This is a genomic window from Planctomyces sp. SH-PL14 (assembly GCF_001610835.1).
In the GTDB taxonomy this organism is placed as follows: Bacteria; Planctomycetota; Planctomycetia; order Planctomycetales; family Planctomycetaceae; genus Planctomyces_A.
In genome coordinates, this window is sequence record NZ_CP011270.1 from 2,829,551 (window position 1) to 2,848,411 (window position 18,861).

12 protein-coding genes, 1 tRNA gene, 1 pseudogene and 1 CRISPR repeat array are annotated in these 18,861 nt (G+C 62.0%); of the genes and pseudogenes, 8 read left to right on the forward strand and 6 right to left on the reverse strand.

Annotation, left to right across the window (positions count from 1 at the left end):
• The first annotated feature begins 44 nt into the window (after positions 1-44).
• On the forward strand, positions 45-254 hold the full coding sequence (locus VT03_RS33400; RefSeq protein ID WP_156514417.1) for a hypothetical protein: 210 nt from the start codon (positions 45-47) through the stop codon (positions 252-254).
• 422 nt (positions 255-676) lie between these two features.
• Here the strand turns inward: VT03_RS33400 and VT03_RS11085 are convergent, their stop codons facing one another.
• Both VT03_RS11085 and VT03_RS11090 read right to left on the reverse strand, forming a co-directional pair.
• A complete protein-coding gene (locus tag VT03_RS11085; protein ID WP_075093042.1) occupies positions 677-1,138 on the reverse strand; it encodes an NUDIX domain-containing protein in 462 nt (153 codons plus the stop codon).
• 49 nt (positions 1,139-1,187) lie between these two features.
• Complete coding sequence (locus VT03_RS11090; protein ID WP_075093043.1) at positions 1,188-1,628, reverse strand: hypothetical protein; 441 nt, start codon at positions 1,626-1,628, stop codon at positions 1,188-1,190.
• 138 nt (positions 1,629-1,766) lie between these two features.
• On the opposite strand from VT03_RS11090, the gene VT03_RS11095 reads away from it, so the two are divergent.
• A complete protein-coding gene (locus VT03_RS11095) occupies positions 1,767-2,774 on the forward strand; it encodes a substrate-binding domain-containing protein (protein ID WP_075093044.1) in 1,008 nt (335 codons plus the stop codon).
• 127 nt (positions 2,775-2,901) lie between these two features.
• Positions 2,902-3,060 (forward strand): annotated as a pseudogene (locus VT03_RS11100) (DUF1501 domain-containing protein); the annotation flags it as partial.
• 166 nt (positions 3,061-3,226) lie between these two features.
• Positions 3,227-4,318: direct repeats of the CRISPR family, unit length 36 nt; unit sequence GCTGTGGCTCGGAGGGAAGCGTCGCTCGGATACACT.
• Positions 4,319-4,367: 49 nt separating this feature from the next.
• Here VT03_RS11100 and cas2 read toward each other — a convergent pair.
• From cas2 to cas9, 3 genes are read right to left on the reverse strand one after another with little or no spacing between them, the layout of a single operon-like run.
• Positions 4,368-4,673, reverse strand: a complete 306-nt coding sequence (gene cas2 / locus VT03_RS11105; protein ID WP_156514418.1) for a CRISPR-associated endonuclease Cas2 — start codon at positions 4,671-4,673, stop codon at positions 4,368-4,370.
• 25 nt (positions 4,674-4,698) lie between these two features.
• Positions 4,699-5,691, reverse strand: a complete 993-nt coding sequence (cas1, locus tag VT03_RS11110; RefSeq protein WP_315850210.1) for a type II CRISPR-associated endonuclease Cas1 — start codon at positions 5,689-5,691, stop codon at positions 4,699-4,701.
• Between the two features lie 31 nt (positions 5,692-5,722).
• A complete protein-coding gene (cas9, locus tag VT03_RS11115) occupies positions 5,723-9,058 on the reverse strand; it encodes a type II CRISPR RNA-guided endonuclease Cas9 (protein WP_075093047.1) in 3,336 nt (1,111 codons plus the stop codon).
• A gap of 554 nt (positions 9,059-9,612) precedes the next feature.
• Between cas9 and VT03_RS11120 the strand changes: the two genes are divergently transcribed.
• The 4 genes from VT03_RS11120 (at position 9,613) to VT03_RS11135 (ending at position 16,754) form a co-directional block, all read left to right on the forward strand.
• The gene (locus VT03_RS11120; protein WP_075093048.1) at positions 9,613-11,880 is read left to right on the forward strand and encodes an AAA family ATPase; all 2,268 of its coding nucleotides are present in this window, start codon (positions 9,613-9,615) and stop codon (positions 11,878-11,880) included.
• Between the two features lie 92 nt (positions 11,881-11,972).
• Positions 11,973-13,175, forward strand: coding sequence for an McrC family protein (locus VT03_RS11125; RefSeq protein WP_156514419.1), 1,203 nt, complete (start codon positions 11,973-11,975; stop codon positions 13,173-13,175).
• A gap of 1,158 nt (positions 13,176-14,333) precedes the next feature.
• Complete coding sequence (locus VT03_RS11130; RefSeq protein WP_075093050.1) at positions 14,334-14,801, forward strand: hypothetical protein; 468 nt, start codon at positions 14,334-14,336, stop codon at positions 14,799-14,801.
• 3 nt (positions 14,802-14,804) lie between these two features.
• A complete protein-coding gene (locus VT03_RS11135; protein WP_156514420.1) occupies positions 14,805-16,754 on the forward strand; it encodes a recombinase family protein in 1,950 nt (649 codons plus the stop codon).
• Here VT03_RS11135 and VT03_RS11140 read toward each other — a convergent pair.
• A tRNA-Pro gene (locus VT03_RS11140) sits at positions 16,736-16,810 on the reverse strand. The genes VT03_RS11135 and VT03_RS11140 overlap by 19 nt on opposite strands.
• Positions 16,811-17,227: 417 nt before the next feature.
• Between VT03_RS11140 and VT03_RS11145 the strand changes: the two genes are divergently transcribed.
• Positions 17,228-18,445: a PQQ-binding-like beta-propeller repeat protein gene (locus tag VT03_RS11145; protein WP_075093052.1), complete on the forward strand. Its 1,218-nt coding sequence runs from the start codon at positions 17,228-17,230 to the stop codon at positions 18,443-18,445.
• Positions 18,446-18,861 lie beyond the last annotated feature (416 nt).

Consider the following 18,861-nt stretch of genomic DNA (forward strand, 5'->3'; position numbering starts at 1 on the left):
CAGTTTTCGAACTCCTCCGCGAGGGGGTTCCTTGTTCCCGGCGTATGGGCTCGCTTTCCCAGCTTGACGACCATCGGCCTGGTCTGATCTCCCTGTGTCACTTCGACGCCCAAGATGCATTCATCGTCCTGCTGCTGCCGGAATCCCTTATAGACCTGCTGGACAACGACATGGCTCGCGTCCGGAAACACAAGCTCGATTCTCTGTCGCAGGTCCCTCAGGAACGGCTCCAGTGCATTGCGACATTCCGCTAACAGAGGTGCTGCGCGGCGCTCTAGCTTGTTTTGCGCCAAGAGCGAGAAGATCACTCGCACAGCCATGTTGCGCCCTCGGTCGTTCGATTCACTGATCACGATCATGTTAGCTCTCGAACGTCATGTTAAGCGTTCATCGCCGCCCGAACCGGGTCCAGGGGCACTCTGGTCAGCGGGTGCAGGGGAGCGAATCCCCCTTGGCCTCCGGAGGCTTGGCCTGTCGAGAACTATCGGAAGGAGTTGGTGTCCAATCGCGGACAACGTGCGGGATGCCCCCTCACCAACCCGCGGCGATTGCAAAGCCGGCGGTGTGGTGTGGGGGAGTCCTCAACGCGGGTACCACAAAGCGGACATCCGTTGCTTACAACTGTTCCTCATCGGACGGCAGCCGGGCGTCAATGGGGTTGAGCGAGTGCGGACCGTCACTCCGCGGACTCACGGCCGGCAATCCAGTCCAAGGAGCGAGCCACCTGCGCATCGATCGCCTTCCCGGACAATGTCCGTCCGGCGCGGACCTCCGCCTCGCTCACCCAGCAGTTCTCCGGCGCCTCCAAGACTCTTGTCGCCACCGCGTCGTCGCGAAGCCAGCCACTGAACAGCTCGAAGGCATATCGCGTCTCCGCGCCGGCCGACTTCGAGAACGCCTTGTATTCGAGCCGGGTCGTCACGGGCCGGTCGGAGATCTGGAAGTCAATCTCCGGCATCAGCCGCAACTCCTCCGTCACCTCCCGCACGCAACAGTCACGGAACGTCTCTCCCTTCCGCCGGTGGCCGCCGATCAAGGAATACGCCCGCCACCGTTCATTCCATTGCGTCAGGTACGCCGTTGTCCCATCGGGCGTGGAACGGGTAAACAACGCCAAGGCCGACTCAGAAACACGCATGTCCACACCTCGTTGTCCGCAGTCCCCCTGTCGAACGGATCGACATCCCCTATGGCAGCCAGCCCCACTCCACACAGGCGGTGAGGATTGGCTTCACCGAGGGAGAGAGCGGGTGGTAGTTCCCTCTCAGCAACGTGTCGACATCCGCCAGCACGACGCGATCGCTCCCGGCCGCGGCCGCCGCGAAGTCAGGATGGACCTCCACCGGCACGACGGTGAACTGATAGTCCTTCAGCTGCCCGTCCGCCCCGCCACGCCACGTGTGGCGGACCGCCTGCCCCGTCTGGCCAGTCGCGACCCACACCGGAAGCCGGAACACCTCGGCCGCCGCGCGAACCGCCGCCGCTTCCGGCGTCTCCGCCGGAGGGCCGGCGTCCAGCTTCGACATGGGCAACACGAAGGCCCCCCAACGCTCGTTCCAGGCCAGAGCCAGCCGACCATCGAACTTCATCAACGCCACGCCAATCGACACAACGGGGTACTCGGACATGGGAGTCATTCCTTGGGGAAAAGAACAATTCTCTTTTGGTGATTTCTTGCCGTTCGATTCACTTGTGGAATACACTACGAGCCGCCCATCGGACGAGCAAGGTGGAAGCTGAAAGAATCGCGAGACTGGTCAAATTGGATGTCGAACCCGAATCATCTTCCGCTCGAACTGCTCGAAACGTTCGTGGCGATCGCCGACCACGACGGGGACGCCGCTGCCGCGGGACGCCAGCTGGAGATCTCCCAGCCGACGGTCTCGAAGCGGCTGGCGGCTCTGCGTCGGCTGACCGCGGATGGCTCGCGGCCCCCCTGGTTGCTGCTGAAGGGGAAACGCTGGCTGCTGACGTCCGAAGGGGAAAGAATGCGAGGAGTGGCGGCGGACCTAATCCGCCAGTACCGGCGTGTGGAGGCTTTTGCCGCCGGTGGGAGCCTCCCCTCACGGCCGGAAGTCTCCCTCGCGTGCGGCCAGCAGGCGGCGGCCGGTTTTGTGAAAGGTGCTGTAGAACGATTTCTCCAGGAGCAGCCGGAGTCGCGGATTCGCCTGTCGACGGCGCGGGCGAAAGCGCGGATCGAGGGGGTGGCGGCGGGGCGATTCGATCTGGCGGTGGTCGCCGAGGCCCCCGCGATCATTCGCCGGACAGCGCGGACCGAGCTCTTCGTCGAGACGCTTTTTGAAGATCGCCTGGTCTTGGCCGCCAATCCTCGGCCGAAGGCGACATGGGCCCGGCAATGGGGCGAGCTCCCGACCGATCGCCCGGCGGCGGCCCGGGATCTCGTCGGCCTCCCGTTCATTCTTCCCGAGCCCGACGCGACCCGGCGGCAGCAGTTCGACCAGTGGATCTACCGGAGCACCGGACAACCGGTGGATGTGGTGATTGAAACCGGCGGCTGGCAGACAATCCTGGACTTTGCCTCGGCCGGACTAGGCGTCGCCTTGGCCTCGCAAAGTGCGATCGACTGGCTCGATGGAACTCGCCCCGAGGAGCTGACGACGCGATTGTTAGCGGTCCGAGACTTGCATCCGAGGATCGTTCACTTGATAGCTCGTAAGATTCACGGACAGAACGAGCCGGATCTTGAAGGAACCGCGGCAGGCCTCCGCTCGGCACTGAAACGCATGGCCGAGGTGACGACAATTCCTCGATGAGACGAAGCCTGTCAAGATCTTCCTGGCCAGGCCGACATCGCAATTACACGATAGGCTGGTCATGCGAGACGCGAGGGGACACCATCTTTGAGCGGACTATGAACCTTGGTCCTAGCTCACCGATCTCAAGTCCCGCGGACTGCTCGACAGCACGCTCCTGATTTATACCACGGAGTTCGGCCGTCAGCCCGCAACACGGGGCCGAGAACGCGACCACAATCCCGGAGCGTGCACCGCTGGGAGGTTGCGATTTCTCAATACACCCGCCGCTGTGCCCTGGTTCTAAGGGACGCTCGGATCCCCTGAGCCTTGACCTCATCCCGCAGCTCCCCGGAGCGAAGTGGCTTGGATACACTTCTCAGTTCGCACGGGAGCGTTATCCTCTCTTTGCTGCTCGGAGGGAAGCGTGGCTCGGAGGCTCCTTGGCTTCTGCGAGTGTGGGAACGCGGAGGGCTGTGGCTCGGAGGGAAGCGTCGCTCGGATACACTCGGAACCAGTCCTGCCCAGCGTTCTCCGAAGCTGTGGCTCGGAGGGAAGCGTCGCTCGGATACACTACGACCGGGTGAAGCGCCGCCGCCTCTGCAGCTGTGGCTCGGAGGGAAGCGTCGCTCGGATACACTGGCCGAGGAACGGTACGACCGACTCGAACTGCTGTGGCTCGGAGGGAAGCGTCGCTCGGATACACTGCAGTGCGTCGTGACATCACCGCCCTACTTGCTGTGGCTCGGAGGGAAGCGTCGCTCGGATACACTGTCAATGGTTTGGCAGAGGCGGGGCATTGCGCTGTGGCTCGGAGGGAAGCGTCGCTCGGATACACTCCAAGACCACGGCGGGAACCTCTACGCCGCGCTGTGGCTCGGAGGGAAGCGTCGCTCGGATACACTCCCACTGCTTCTCAACCGTGATCCCGAAGTGCTGTGGCTCGGAGGGAAGCGTCGCTCGGATACACTGGATGCGGAGGGGGGCAACATCTTCGAAGTGCTGTGGCTCGGAGGGAAGCGTCGCTCGGATACACTGAAGAAGGCGACTCCTGGGCCGTGGGTGGCGCTGTGGCTCGGAGGGAAGCGTCGCTCGGATACACTGATGCACAAGAACTCCCTCCACCTGATGTCGCTGTGGCTCGGAGGGAAGCGTCGCTCGGATACACTAGGAACGAACGCACTTCCAGTTCTACGATGGCTGTGGCTCGGAGGGAAGCGTCGCTCGGATACACTATTTCGTCTTGTGACTATGCCCGGGGAGAAGCTGTGGCTCGGAGGGAAGCGTCGCTCGGATACACTTCTTCCAGTTCGGTCCGATGCGATTCAGTTGCTGTGGCTCGGAGGGAAGCGTCGCTCGGATACACTGACATACTCCGAATGCCCGTCACCGACATAGCTGTGGCTCGGAGGGAAGCGTCGCTCGGATACACTGCACCTGCCGGCCCGGTGGACACTGCGGATGCTGTGGCTCGGAGGGAAGCGTCGCTCGGATACACTAAAAGATCGCTGCGCAGAATCACGTCCGTCGCTGTGGCTCGGAGGGAAGCGTCGCTCGGATACACTACCTTTGACGTAATCCTCTCGGCTGCAGCGAGATGACCGCAGCCGCCAATCAGAAAAGCTGCAATTGTTGAGGCTGCGGCTCGGGGGCAGCGCGCGTTTTTCCATGGTAGACCTCCATTTTGCCAAACTGCCGGTCTGTCACCATAAGAAGACGGACATGGCCGTCGCGGGGGAGCTTGCGGACAATTTTATCGCGGTGGGCATCAGCTGTCTGCTCACTGTCGCAGCAACGGGCATAGACCGAGTACTGCATCTGCGAGAATCCATTGTCGAGGAGCAGGTTGCGGAAGCGAACGTAGTTTCGCTTCGCCGCCCGGTCATCCACAGGAAGGTCGAACATCGCGAACAGCCACACGACCTTATATCCCGAAAACGCGTGTTCACTCCGGGGCATCCGCGAAACCCTCCGGAAGCTTGAGTTGGGCACCGGCCTCCTGGATCGCCTGGGCGAGCGACTGGGCCGTGAGAGTGAGCGCGTCGAAAAGTGTGCGGATCTGCTGGTGGATGCGGACGTGGCGGGTCAGGCTACCGAGGAGTTGCTGGCGGATGTCGCGGTCCAACTCCGCCAGCGACTCTCGTCCCGATGCGACCTGAACGACGGCCCGGTCGACGAACGGGCGATACGGCTCCATGACGTCGTCCGCCAGACACCAGCTGTTGTACTTATTGTGGTGATGCAGTCCGACCGATGGATGCAGGCCGGCGGCGCAGATCGCGCGGGCTGTGGCGGCGCGAAGGACGGCGTACCCGTAGTTCAAAAGGCGGTTGTGGTCGGCGGCGTCGCGGTCACGGCGGAAGTCGCTGCCGAACAGGGCAGTCCAGTAGCGTCTTGCCGCCCGGCCTTCGACGTTGGTCGGGTCGCCGGAGCGGACGAGCGGAAGCAGGGCGGCGAGCCCGGCATCGGTCTCATGGGTCTCCGTCAGGAGGCCCGCCTGCATTGCGATCTTGCCGCGGACGATCTGCTGCCAGAGTCGCTTGGCGCGAGGGAGCGGCAGCGAAAACTGTTCGCGGAACCGTTCCGTTTGAGTGGAGTGGGCGTCGAGCGGAAGGAGCAGTCCCACCGGCATGCGGGCGCGGTCGCAGGTCACGAGGGTTCCGCCGTGAGCAACGAGCTCGGTGAGGACCGCTTGGGTGTAGCTGACCTGCGGATGAGCGACGATGACAACGGCGAGGTCGTCGAGCGGGATGCTGTGAGCTTCCCTTCCTGAAGCTGAACGACGAGCTGTTGCCGTTCGACGCGGAGGCGCGCGGGAGATTCGGCAATTTCGAGAATACGGTTCCGCATCGGCCCGGCCCGGGGATGGCGATGTGGACCTCCGATGTCGGCTATGGCTCCGCAATACCTTCAAGTCTGAGTTTGCTGGGTGACTCAATGCAAGAACAAACGAGGATGAACTCAGCGGGTCAGTGAGAAGTTATCTCCCCAACTGGGGAGACTCGCACTTTTCTGGTGCTGCGTTTTCTGAGAGAGTCGATGCTCTGCAGTCGGTTCCATGTGGTGCGATCGGGATTGGCAATGGTGAGCTGCGTGTGTTCGCACAGCTGAAGTTCGTTATCGGAAAGTTTCTGAACCCTGTAGAGGGCATCCTTGCCGTCAGGACCGGTCAGCAACAGGCTGTCGTTCTTCGTCAGGGAGAACAGGAACTTCACTGTCTGGCCGGGCTTCAGTTTCCAGGCGAACTGAAGCTGCTCGGTCGTCTTGGGGATCAGGACCTTCTCCCCCGGAGTCTTCCGGTTCGCATTGAGCGTCAGGTGCGCGTCGAGCCGCGTGATGACTTCGTGGGCCCAGTAGAGCTCCTGGCCCTCCTCATTAAGAACTGTGTAGACCATTGAGGCGTAGTTCGAGTCCTTCCCGCTGGCGATCTGACGCTGGGTGGCCCCCTGGCCAACCGTTCGGGGCTTGCTGTCGGTGCGGAGGCGGACCTTGAAGATCGGGCTGCCGGGGCCGCTGCCGTTCTCCTTCCTCAGCATCGGGAAATTCTCGGGCTTGCCGTTCTTGTCGGCCCAGAACTTGGCCGGCACTTTGTCGCTCTTGTTGACGGCGGCGGCACAGAGCTCCTGGTACTTCTGCTGGACCGCGAGGCGGACGCGGGCGTCGACGATCTGTTCGCCAACGATCTCCTTTTCGGTCAGCCGGTCGAGCGACTTGCGGATGCGGAACTCCGGCTTCGCCTTCTTGCCATCCCCGACCTGGAATGGCTTCGAATAGTTTGTCTCCGCGTGGAGCGGACCGGCGAGGGTGCGGGTCGGACGGTGCGAGACGTACAGGCTGCCGATGCACTGACGGGCTTCGTCGAGGAACGAGTCCCACGGCTGCTCGAGGCCATCGAGGAAGGCGTTGAAGCGTCCGCCGGGACGGGCCCCTTCTTCCGCCAGACTTGCGAGCTTCTGGATGCGGTCCTGCGATGAGAGGGCGACGATCAGGGCGTCGATGGCGTGGTGACGGTGGTCCTCACGGTTCTTCTCGTCGTTTTCGCTGAGCACCCGGTCGAGATGCCAGCCGCGGCGGAGCATCCAGGTCAGGCCACCGGTCGGCGTGACGATCCGCTGCGTCTGCTCCTGGTCGTTTCGGCCGCCAAAGAGCGTGCCGAGATACTGCGCCGCCAGACGCGAGTTGTACCGCGTGTCGTTGAGATGCCGCGTCACGAACCCTTCGGGGACGGCGGGCATCTCGAAGCGCTCGAGCTTCCGTTCGGCGTGCGGGCCTTTGAACGCCCGAACGCGCTGGAGCGTCTTCTCGTACTCGTCCGGGCTCAGACAGTCGATCGGGAGACGGTCCTTCTTCTGATGGCGGTTGAAGTCGACAAAGCACAGCGTCTTGTTGCCGAAGGAATCGTCGAGATACCGGCGGGGGAAGATGTGCTCGACGTCGAACTTGGGATGCGGCCCCAGGAGCGACTGGGCGTCAATCCGCTGGCCAGTGTAGGGGCAGGTCCAGTCGCACTCGACGGCGAGCATCCATTTCTCGATATCGGCGCGGGAGGGGCGGGGGATGTTCTTGAGCTGAGCGACGATCTCGTCGGCGGCCCGCTCGCGGCGCTTGCGGTTGTCTTCGTTGTCCTTCCAGAGCTGCTTGCGGCGATCGCGCGAGTTCTTGAGCTCGCGGGCGAGCTCGATGAACACCTGCTCGGGCTTGCCGTAGTTGTCGATCAGAGCGTTGACGACTTTTCGCAGCTCGGTCAGGGCGCGAATGACGGCCGGATTGCGGATGTCCCGGTTCCAGTGATGGACCGGCGGGAGCTTGTCATGAGCCGTGCCCGCTTGGAGCGAGGCGGGATAGGCCGCCAGACGGGCGGTGGCATAGGGCGCGCCATTTCGCATCAGCGGCAGAAGTTTTTCGAGGGCCTGCCGCGATAGGCTGCCGTAGCCCTCCTCCAGCGACGCGTCGGCCAGCCTCTTCGCTTGCTCGTCGGAGAGATTCCACTTGGCTTTCGCTCGCCGCTGGAGCGCCTGGGGCTTGCGATAGTGCAGGACTTCGAGGGCAACTCGCTCCCGTTCGTCATCCGAAAGCCCTTCCCATTGCTCCCCGCCGAAGATCGGAGCGAGCTTGGCGTTGGTGCGGTGGCCAATGAGCTTCTGGTCCTCTTCCTCACCGAAGCCCTGCTGCGTGAACGTCGTCCCTTTGGGCAGCTTCAAGAGCGTGCGGACTTTCGACAGGGCCATCTCGCCTTGGTTCTGCAGAGCACCGAGGACGATCTGGCGCTCCTCGTCGGCCAGGCAGCGTTTCCCCTGGCCCGGAATGACCGCTTGCAAATGGTTGACCGCCTGAAGAACGCGGAACTCCTGGAACAGCGGGATGGCGATCGTGCAGCGGCGACGATCCGGTTCGAGCGAGCAGCGGCCGATGAGCCGGCTGTGTGATTTGAGCGGACGCTGGAAGAAGAGGATCCGTTGAATGCGGTCCCAGTCGGATTCCGGGATCCGCGGATGGAGAGGGGCTTGGGCCGCGCGAATGGCCCTGAACTCGTCCCGGTACATTTCGCGAGCGGTGTACCGTTTGACGACCTGACCGCTTTTGTCCTGTTCGTTCTCGACTCCGAAGTGACCGGCATCGTTCTCGAATCCGAACCGGCCCTGGCGGAGCGTGAACGAGTCGCGAACGTACTGGGCTAGAGTCCGGTCACCGCGGGCCTCGTTGGTCGCCTTGATCCCGCCGGCAACCTTGCCCTCTTCGTCCGCGTCTCGTTTTCCTTTACGGTTGCTGGCAAAACCTCGACGCTGAACCAGATGATAGAGCGCCCGACCGAGCTCGAACGGATCGAGCGTCTCTCCGTCGGCCCCCTTCGCTCGCAGAATGTACGGGAGCTTCTGATAGGCGATCAGGGCGTCCCGGTCGCCATGTTCGAACTCTTGTGGGAGATGCTTCTTTCCGAGCTGCGCATCGAGGGCCTTGATCTCCTGGTCGCGGACGTCCGACAGCGCGCCCCGTTTGCCATCCATCGACTCCGGAGGGTAGGGGACGGTCTTGGGCAGCAGCCCGATCTGCTGAAGCCAGACGAAAAGGTTTCGCTTGCGATGCTGCTTCCGCCAGTGCTGACGCCTGGGCTGGCGCGCGTTACGGCGTTCTGCTCCTCGCGAGCTGTCTTTGCCTTGTTCGACGTCCCCCTCAACTCCGGCTTCGAAGATCCGAACGCCCGTTGCGACCAGCTTGACCGGCTTTGGGGTGTTCCCCTTCGAGAGCTGGATGACCGCCCAACCGAGCGAGCTCACACCGAGGTCGAGTCCGAGTCGGTAGCGCATGACGAAATGTCCTGGTTTCAAAGTGCAGCCGGAGAGCGAGATTGACTCGCAAAGGCGAAACGGCGAATTGCCCGGCCACATTTTCAGACTACCACCGTTGCCTTTGGTGGCAAGCGACGGAAGAATATCGGCAGTGTATCCGAGCGACGTTTGCCTCCCTGTCACAGTAAGGCTTATGGCGCGTACGGTTCAATCCGTGGGACTGGTCTTGGACCAGTCCCTTTTTCTTGCGCACCGCGCGCCCATTTCCGCGACTGCGTCACGATGCAGCTTGGTCGCCGCAGCCCGACAAGTGAAGCGTGAAATTTACTCGGCGAGAGGGATTCGCGCAACGATCTCGGAATTGAAGCGAAACGTGCGAGCGTCGCTTCGGCCTTGCCGCACATTGCATCTCGCTACTGACGGCCCATGCGTCAATGAGTGAATGCAGCCGAGGTGACGATTGGCTAGAGTGTGGATGCGTTCGGTCGAGGCAAGTATGAACGCGGACTGAGGCCGATTTCGTGTCGAGCGGGTCGCGCGATCTGGGTTTGGGAGCAGGAGCTTCTAAGGAAATGTTTGATCAACGGGTCTTGGAGCAGGTCCGTACATGCCTCGGCGAGGTAGCCGACTCCCGCGAGATTCCTTCGGCGGAGCAACTGGACGCGTACTTCGCCACCTTTCGGGATCGCTTCGGCCCGCAGCAACTGGGCTCGCTCGATGGCGATGCGCTTCTGGAGCGGATGCACGGGCGATCCGATGCGCATGGCTCCCTGATGTACTGGCTGGAGTTCAAGGACGACGCCGAGTTTCCCGGTATCTTCGGAGGGATCGGGGGCGGAAGCGCTCTCAAGTTCGGCATCTTCCAGCGCAAGGAGAACGGCGAGTGGGTCACAGGATCGGCACAGAAGCAGACTGTGCTTTCACGAGCTGACGCAATTGCCTATGTCCGTCGGCAGCGCGACCAGTTGCTGGCGTGCGTGCAGCTGATGGACTCGCTTCCTGTCGACTCCCCGCTCTCCTCGTATCTCGAGTTGCAGCGATCAATCAACGAGGCGGCTCCAGACGTCGCTCAGTTGGGGTGGACGCACAAATACTTGAGTCTCCTATTTACAACAAAGATCGACGATATCCACAGCGTCGAACACCAGCAATTTCACTTGCACCGACTGCTGATGACGCCCCCGGAGGAGAAAGGCCGATACGTCTGCACCTGGCACTTTGTGCAATTGATGCGGGAGCTCCAGACTTCGATGTTTCAGACGACGGCCGCCCTATATCGCCGGAACGGCTCTCCCTTCCGATATTGGCGGATTGGATCAAGCGAGGGCAGCGAGCCACGCAGCCGCTGGGAGATGATGCGTGACGAGAATGTTGTCGCGGTGGGCTGGGGCAAGCTTGGGGATCTCTCCGGATTCCGCAGCGGATCCGGCGGAGGCGAGCAGCTGAAACCCCTCCTTGCAGCCGCGTATGAGAAGGGGGCCCCTCAGATCGGCAACGAAGCCGGGCAGCTGTGGATGTTCATCAGCAAAATGGCCCCCCGGGACATTGTTGCGGTAATGGATGGTGCGACTGTGCTGGGAATCGCCCGCGTTGAGGGAGACTACTTTCATGCTGAAGGGCAACCATTCCCCAACCGCCGTAAGGCAACCTGGCAGAGTCTCGACGAGTGGAAGATGACGGATCCGGCGGGTCTGCGCCGTTCCGTAACTTCACTGGACAAATATTCGAAGACGATCGTCGAATTGGAGCGAAAGCTCCTCGCTGGAGGTGGAACAGTTGCCCCCATCCCGCCGCCGCTTCCCGAGTTGACTGGGACTCGGGCGCGGATTCAGTCGACTCTCGAGCGCAAAGGGCAAGTCATTCTGTACGGGCCTCCGGGGACCGGAAAGACGCATTGGGCGGAGTCAACTGCGCGAGAGCTAGCGGCCCGCGACGCGTTTGGAATGACGTACGAGGACCTGACTCCGGAACAGCGGCGCGAGGTCGATGGAGAGGGGGAGCAGTCCGGACTCGTCCGCTTCTGTTGTTTCCACCCTGCATACGGCTATGAAGACTTCATCGAGGGGTTGCAGCCCCGCGGCTCGGATGGACCGCTCGGGTTTGTGGTGAAGCCGGGTATCTTTCGTCGGCTGTGCGAAGAGGCGGCGCAGGCTCCCAAGCGGATGTTTTATCTCATCGTCGACGAGATTAACCGCGGAGACATTCCGAGGATATTCGGAGAGTTACTGCTGCTCTTAGAGAAGAGCCGGAGGGGGTTGCAGGTCTTGCTGCCAATGTCACGTTCGGCCTTCTCGGTTCCTCCGAATGTCCGATTGATTGGAACGATGAACACGGCCGACCGCTCGATCGCGTTGCTGGACACTGCCCTGCGGCGGCGGTTCGGATTCGTGGAATTGATGCCGGCCTATGACACACTGCGCGACACTGTCATTGAGGGGATCCCGCTCGCGCCTTGGTTGCAAGAATTGAACGCGCGCATCTGCAGGCACATCGGCCGCGACGCCCGCAATCTTCAGATCGGCCATTCCTACCTCCTCGAAGGCGGGAAGCCCATTAACACATTCACCAGGCTCTCTCGGATCGTTCAAGACGACATCATCCCTCTGCTTGAGGAGTACTGTTACGAGGATTTTGAAGTGCTCCAGAACATCCTGCAGGCAGGTTTGGTCGATGTAGAGAAGCAGCAGGTTCGGCACGAAGTGTTTGACGCTGAGCGGAAGGCCGATCTGATCCACGCCCTTCTGGCGTTCTGCCCGGACGTTGTGGCGTCGAAGGAGGCACTCGAAGCCGACGAGACCGAATCGTCGGAAGTCGACGACAACGACGGAGAGCCGCAGTGAGCTCCCCAATTCGCCTTCGCCTGACCGAGTGGGATGAGGCCCGGCCTATTCGTGGATCGAGGCTCGAGGGAGTCTTTGTCTCTGATACGCCGTTGGCAGCCCGCTCTATTGCCGCCCTGCATGTCGGCCCGATGCTTGAAGTCGACGAGCTTCGGGAGGGGACCCGAATTCGATCGTTCGCATTCGTCGGCCGGGTGTCGTTCGGAAGCGTCGAAGTGACCATCGACCCGAAGATCCCCCGGACGCCACTGATGGCCCTGTTGCGATATGCCTGCGGCGGGACGCGGATGGCCCGACTCATGTCGACGCCCTTCTCCACCGAGGACGATTCGTTTCAGGACCTTCTCGTGGAGCAACTTGCTCGCGAAGCAGAGAACTTGCTCAAGAGCGGCCTCATTCGCTGTTACTCTCGACAGACCGAATGGCTGTCGAGTCCCCGCGGCCGGATTGATCTGGCGACGTATGCTCGGGCCGCGCAGACATCTGCAAAGCTACATTGCACGCACTTCCCACGCTTGGCGGACTGGGCTCCGAATCAACTGCTGCGGGCGGGACTGAAACTGGCAGCATCGCTTGCGACAAGCGTGGAACTGCGGAGCAAGATGCGGCGTCTCATGAGCATGATGGGCGATGCCGTGACGCTCGTTCCCCTGAATCGGCCCCTCATGGAGGAATGGGAACGGGGTCGAAGCCGTCAAACACGCGCATACGAGACGGCCGTCGAACTGATCCGATTGTTGGCCCATGGAGCAGGACTCTCCCTCTCGGAAGAGAACGAAACCATTCGGATCAACGGCTTCCTCTTTGACATGAATCGGTTCTTTCAGACCATTCTGTCGAGATTTCTGCAGGAGCACTTGGCCGGGTACGAGGTCGAGTTCGAACACCGGCTGAAGGGGATGATGTCCTATGTCCGGGAGAAGAATCCCCGCAACCGACAAAGCCCAACGCCTCGTCCCGATCTCGCCATCCTACGCCGAGGGCGTGTAGTCCGTTTGCTGGATGCCAAGTATCGAGACCTCTGGAACAGTCCCCTTCCGACCCACATGCTCTACCAGCTTGCGGTCTACGCGATTGGGGGTGGAGCAGACGGGACAGCAGCAATCCTTTACCCCACGACAGATCCGCAAGCGCGTGATGCTGCGATCGCGATTCGTGATCCGGTGCGAGACACTCCGATGGGACAAGTCGTTCTGCGCCCAATCAACCTCATTGTTCTCTCGAATTTAGTTCGAGGTTCGAACTCTCGCGCTTGTCAGCAAGAGGCGATGCGATGGGCCGGAGTGGAATGGTGAAGAGTTCCAGCCCGATAGCCCCGATGCGAATTCGATGTGGGAAGCAAGGGGCCGGCCCATGTGGATGCTCTGCTGTTTTACCACGACGGAGAATCGTCATTGTCGTCGATGGAGCGAGGCACAGGCGACATAGAGAGAAGCCGAAGTCCAGCCGTTCCAGGCATTCCACGAACGACTGAAAGTCCACCACCGAACGCGTAACGCGGGACGGCCCCTCAATGGACACGATCTCGACATCGTTGAGTTCGGGAAGTCTCTGCTCCCAAGGGAGGTATTCGGGGCCGAACGACGTACCCCGGTGAAGCCGGCGGTGGAATGCCAAACGGCCGCTTTCGTAACGGCGCGTCAATTCCTCGAGTTCTGCAAAGCCATCCAGCACTTCCGAGCCGGAGTGAATTACCGTGCTCAACCGATGCAACATGAGTACTGGAATAGGGGACACAGGCTCAGAAGAAAGGGGAAGGCGATTGGTGATCACGGCGTAGCTCCTCAGTTGTGATGAAGGCAGGGGGCCCTCCGAAGTCCCGTGCCGGCCCAAAGCGTCTTGCTGATCCGTAACGTCGCTGCTGTATGAAATCTGCTCGCGCCCCCTGGGGGGCAGTCTCCCAAACTCACCCGCTCGAGAAGGCGCAGACACATGGCAGTCGCCCAGTCGGATCAGTGGCCAAGTGCTGCCCAACGTTGTGACCGAGAAGCAACCGGTTCCAGACGCCTCCGCGGAATCGACACTTCTGCCTCACCGTCCACTCGATGCAGTCCCTCCTCAGCGACACTGCCGGCGGTGCCTAAACTTCGGGCGTAATCGCGTCATAACTCCTTGGAGGGGAAACCGTTATCTTCGACGGCCCCTCCTACACACAAGGAGTAGAATGTGTCTGAACGAGAGAACCGCTCGAAATCTGACGAGGGCCAGCTGAGCCCCGAGGCTGCAGAATTCGCTAGACAGGTGGGCCGCCTGATCGCCATGCAGTTCATCCCTTCGGGGACCAAGTCTCCGGCCCTTCCATCACGGGCCACCCGAACGGGCGTGGAGAGCGGGGACCAAAGGGGGGCCGATCAAGTTTCGTGAGATCCGTCAAAATTGGTCGACTTGGGGTTCTCGACTTCCGCTGGCGAGGGCAAAAAGAGGGATCACACTTCATTCAACGGAGCGGCCACGTGAGCCCTTCCACGATTCCTGCAACCCCGGCGTCAGATGGCTTTGAAAAGGCCGTCGAAGCTCTGGCACGGCAGGACGTCGACGCCATGGTGACTTACCTCCACCGGGTCCTGCCCCCTGGGACGGTCACCAAGACCTTCTCCATTCCCGCGGAGATCTATCTCCGGCTGGCTGTGATGCTTCGTTTTCGGCTCTGGGAAGAGCGTGGAATCCCATGCCACATTGACGCTGGGCTTCCGTCCTCATCGGAGGTAATGCACGAACTGGCGCGCGAATTGAAGACGTTCGAACTGAAGAACACCGCTTACGAGCTGGGAGCACACATGTTGTGTGTTCTGAGAAACGACATCCTTTGGAACACGGAGGACGACTCGCTTCGTTTCAAGACGGCGATCAACGTCGACCTCACCGACGACTTGATCGATGCCATCGCAGGCTTCTTGCTTCAACAGACCCGGGAGATCTGAACATTGTCGAAAAAGCTCAGCAGACCAGCTGCTGGCCGAGCGCTGTTCTACTCACGGGACAGCGGCGGCCAGCATGAGATGACCCCCGGCAAGTATGTCGAGTGGGCTGCGGCCAAGGCGCGCGCCTTGGGTTTGAAGTTCAACGGAACCCCCGAAGTGATCCGATCCCTCATCGAGCGAGGGCAGTGCCGCCGGGGCGACGTTTTCTTTGACAACTGTGTCTCGGGAAACGTCCTCAAGCGCGATGGCCTTGATTCCCTGTTCGCGGAGATTGAGCGTGACGCGGGGATCTCTCATGTCTTCATTCCCCGCCGCGATCGCTTGGCCCGACCGGATCGTCCAGCCGAAGGAGTCGAACTCGAACATCGACTGCGGACGGCTGGAATCACGTTGGTCTTCCAAGAGCGTAGTCTGCCTCCGCTCAAGCGGGGAGTCCGCGAGAATATCGGCGATCAGATCACGGCCCTGGTCGAGTACGACGCGAGCGGGAAGTTTCGAGACGATCACTCGGAACGGATGATCTGGGCCAAGCTTGCCCTGGCCCAGAAGGGGCATTCGACCGGCGGCCGCCCCCCGTTCGGCTACCGCCGCTTCTTGGTTGACGAAGCGGGCAACGAGGTACGGCAGCTTGTAGACGGCGAGAAGGTGCGACAGGCAGGACACCATGTGGAATGGCGGCCAGGCCCCCCGGAGGAGATCGGCCTGATTCTTCGCATCGCCAGCATGTTGGAGACGATGCCGGCGCTGCGGGTCGCAAAGGTTCTGACCGCGGAGGGGATTCCAGCGCCGGATGCGGGGCGGACGCGGCATGACAACGGAATCCCGCACCAAGTCAGAGGCGTTTGGCACCAGACAACGATTACCAACATCGCCAGGAATCCGCTCTCCCGAGCGATTGTGATATTTGGTCGCCGGGCCATGGGCGACCGTCGGCGGATGACGCCGAGCGGACCGCGGCCGGTTGAAGAGGAAGACCGGCGCGCGGACGGCCAGCCCAAAGTCTGCCAGGTTCCCGTGGAGGAGCGGATCAGCGCTCCGGCCGCCTTTGAACCGTTGTTTCCGAAGGAGCAGGCAGATCGCTTGGACGCGATTCTGGATAAGCGGGCCGGAAGCCAGCGCGGCAAGCCGCGCTCGCGCGATCCGGAGAAGAATCCGCTCGGGGCCCGGATCTTCGATATGGCATGCCGCTGGCCGATGTACCGGGCGGCTGATGGCGACCGGTACTTCTACCGGTGTGGTCTGTATCAGCAGTCTGACGGAGCTGAATGTCGCCACAATCGGATTCCGGGGGCCCAGGCCGCCCAGGTCGGGCTCGCAGCAATCCGGCAGCAGTTTCTGGATCCGGAGGCGAGAAGCGCGCTCAAGGCAAAACTGGAAGCCAAACTCGCTTCGCTGGCTGCTGTCGAGCCTTCGCATGTCCTCGAATTGCGGAAGGTGACGTCGGACCTGGCGTCCGCCGAGGAGAAACTCGCGGTCATCGAACGCAACATGGCAGAGGCGACCAACGCCAAGCAGCTTGCGGCAATGCAGCGGGTGTTCGACGAGCGCAGTGCCGAGCTTGAGCGTCTCAGAGAGAAGAAGGATGCTCTGTCGGCGATGTCAGTGGCGCCGCGCGATCACGAACTCGCCGTGCAACGCGCAATGGATCTCCTGAACAACCTTCCGGATTTGATTGAGCAGGCCGAGAACCAGGGGGCCGTCAAGCGGCTGTTCGATCTGGTTGATCTTCGGATGTACCTGTCGTTCGAACAGGTCAAAAAGACGAAGCGGACTCTCAATCAGCTGGCAGGCGGGATCATCACGATCGGATCCGCACCGGCACCGATCCAACCGTACAGTGGTCCGACAACCCGCGGATCCATTGAAAAAGCCTCGGAGATGGTCTCCGAGGCTGTTCCCTCTGTCGATGAGGAAGAGTCGTTACGAAATGTAAGTCGGGGTGACAGGATTTGAACCTGCGACCTCCTGGTCCCGAACCAGGCGCTCTAGCCAAGCTGAGCCACACCCCGAGGTGAGTGGGGGGAGCGTAGGTGATGTCCCAAATCGGGTCAACCTACGCTGTTTGTCTATTGATCTCCTGCAACTTCCTCCCGCAGCCTCCGGCAGATTCCCTCACCTTACGGCGGTGGTATGGACGCTCTTCGATGCGTTGACGCGACGCTTGGCGATGAGGACCGGCTGGCTGTTGCCGTGTTGGGGTCGGTCGTTCGGACTTACGATCCGTCGTCACATGTTGCGAACGTGCGTTCTCCCACGTCCGGAAGGACGCATCCTCGCTCTCGCAGGTTCACTGATTTTTTGGGCGAGATCTCGGCCGGTTGTGGTCCGGTGGGGCAGGTTGCCAAGAGGAGGCGGCGGGGGCGTCGCCCAGGGATCGCTTCCCGCTTATACTTGCCGCGACCGTTCCTTGCGGGAGAGGGTTGTCGATGAGGAAATCCGTTGCGGCTGTCGGGGTTTGGCTGTTGGGGCTCGCGGCCGTGGCGGCTGCCGGAGACTGGCGGCAGTTTCGCGGGACGGATGCCACCGGCGTGGCGGTTGACGAGGCGGTTCCGCTGAAGTGGAGTGATACCGAGAACCTGGCCTGGAAGGTCGATCTTCCGGGGCGGGGACTGTCGAGCCCGATTGTTGTCGGGAACCGGGTCTATGTGTCGGCGTCATCGGGCGTGCGGCAGGAACGGCTGCATGTTCTGTGCTTTGATGCCGCGACCGGGTCGCGGCTCTGGGAGCGGCAGTTCTGGGCGACCGGCCGGACCTCGTCCCATCCCAAGACCTGTAATGCGGCTCCGACCCCTTGCAGCGACGGCCGGCGGATCTTTGCGTCGTTCTCGAGTAACGACGTGGTCTGCCTCGACCTGGACGGGCAGCTCGAGTGGTATCGGGGGCTGACGAGCGATTTTCCGAATGCCAGCAACAGTTTGGGGATGTCGTCGTCGCCGATCGTGGTCGGGGAGACGCTGGTCTGCATGGTCGAGTGCGACGCGGAGTCGTTCACCACCGGCCTGGATGTCGCGACGGGCAAAGCGAGGTGGAAGATTGATCGGCCGCGGCGGGCCAACTGGACTTCGCCGGGGATTCTCCGGGGCAAGGAAACGGGTGGCGACCGGGTCCTGGTTCAGTCGACCGCCGGCGTGGTGGCGCTCGATCCGCTGACCGGGAAGCCGGAGTGGACCTACAGCGAAGGGGCGTCGTCGATCCCGTCTCTGGTGGTTGATGGTCAGGTGGCTTATGTCCCTTCGCACGGGATCACGGCGCTGCGGTCGACGCCGTCGGGGAGCGATGTGCCGGAGATGTTGTGGCGGGCGGAAGGGGCCTCGCCGGGGACGGGGAGTCCGATCCTGTATCAGGGATCGCTTTACTTTGTGGCTGGCAGCGGGGTGTTGACGAGTCTCGATCCGAAGACCGGCGAGAAGAAGTGGCAGACTCGTCTCAAGGGGCCCTTCAGCGGCAGCCCGGTGGCGGCGGCGGGGCACCTGTTTGTGTTCAATGAGGAGGGGCTTGGCCAGGTGGTCAATCTCTCCGGCGACAAGGGGGATGTGGCTCACACCCACGGTTTTGGCGAGATCATTCTTTGCACGCCGGCGATCAGCGATGGTGCGATTTATGTGCGGAGTGACGGGCACCTGTGGAAGATCGGCTCCCGCTGAACCGTGATCGTGGCGCGCAGTCGATCCGAACGCTCGGACCGCGCCCTTGCCGGCACGGCTCCCATTGCTCAAACCCAATGTTCGACGGCCGCTGGGGTCAAGGGGGCCTCGCCCCCTTGCCGCCGGAGGCGCTTCCATGAGGAACCGTGGGACACAACGGATGTCTGTTTTGTGCAACCGGCGTTGAGTCGTTTGCCCGCTAAGATGGCGTTCCGTGGAAGGAGAGTTCTTTCGTCCCCGGCGGGACTTCCCGCGGCGTGGACTCCCTCACCCTGCGCCGCTCTTTTTGCGCTCACCGCGGGTTGGTGAGAGGGCATCCGGCACGTTGTTCGCGCTTGGACACGTGTTCCTTCCGACGGTCTCCGACGAGACAAGCCTCCGGCGGGCAAGGGGGTGTGACCCCCTTGCATCCCCCA

Excerpts from the sequence above, each read along its gene's own strand:
- VT03_RS33400 (WP_156514417.1), top strand. The coding sequence starts at position 45 with ATGGGCTCGCTTTCCCAGCTTGACGACCATCGGCCTGGTCTGATCTCC.
- VT03_RS11085 (WP_075093042.1), bottom strand. The coding sequence starts at position 1,138 with ATGCGTGTTTCTGAGTCGGCCTTGGCGTTGTTTACCCGTTCCACGCCC.
- VT03_RS11090 (WP_075093043.1), bottom strand. The coding sequence starts at position 1,628 with ATGTCCGAGTACCCCGTTGTGTCGATTGGCGTGGCGTTGATGAAGTTC.
- VT03_RS11095 (WP_075093044.1), top strand. The coding sequence starts at position 1,767 with ATGTCGAACCCGAATCATCTTCCGCTCGAACTGCTCGAAACGTTCGTG.
- cas9 (WP_075093047.1), bottom strand. The coding sequence starts at position 9,058 with ATGCGCTACCGACTCGGACTCGACCTCGGTGTGAGCTCGCTCGGTTGG.
- VT03_RS11120 (WP_075093048.1), top strand. The coding sequence starts at position 9,613 with ATGTTTGATCAACGGGTCTTGGAGCAGGTCCGTACATGCCTCGGCGAG.
- VT03_RS11145 (WP_075093052.1), top strand. The coding sequence starts at position 17,228 with ATGAGGAAATCCGTTGCGGCTGTCGGGGTTTGGCTGTTGGGGCTCGCG.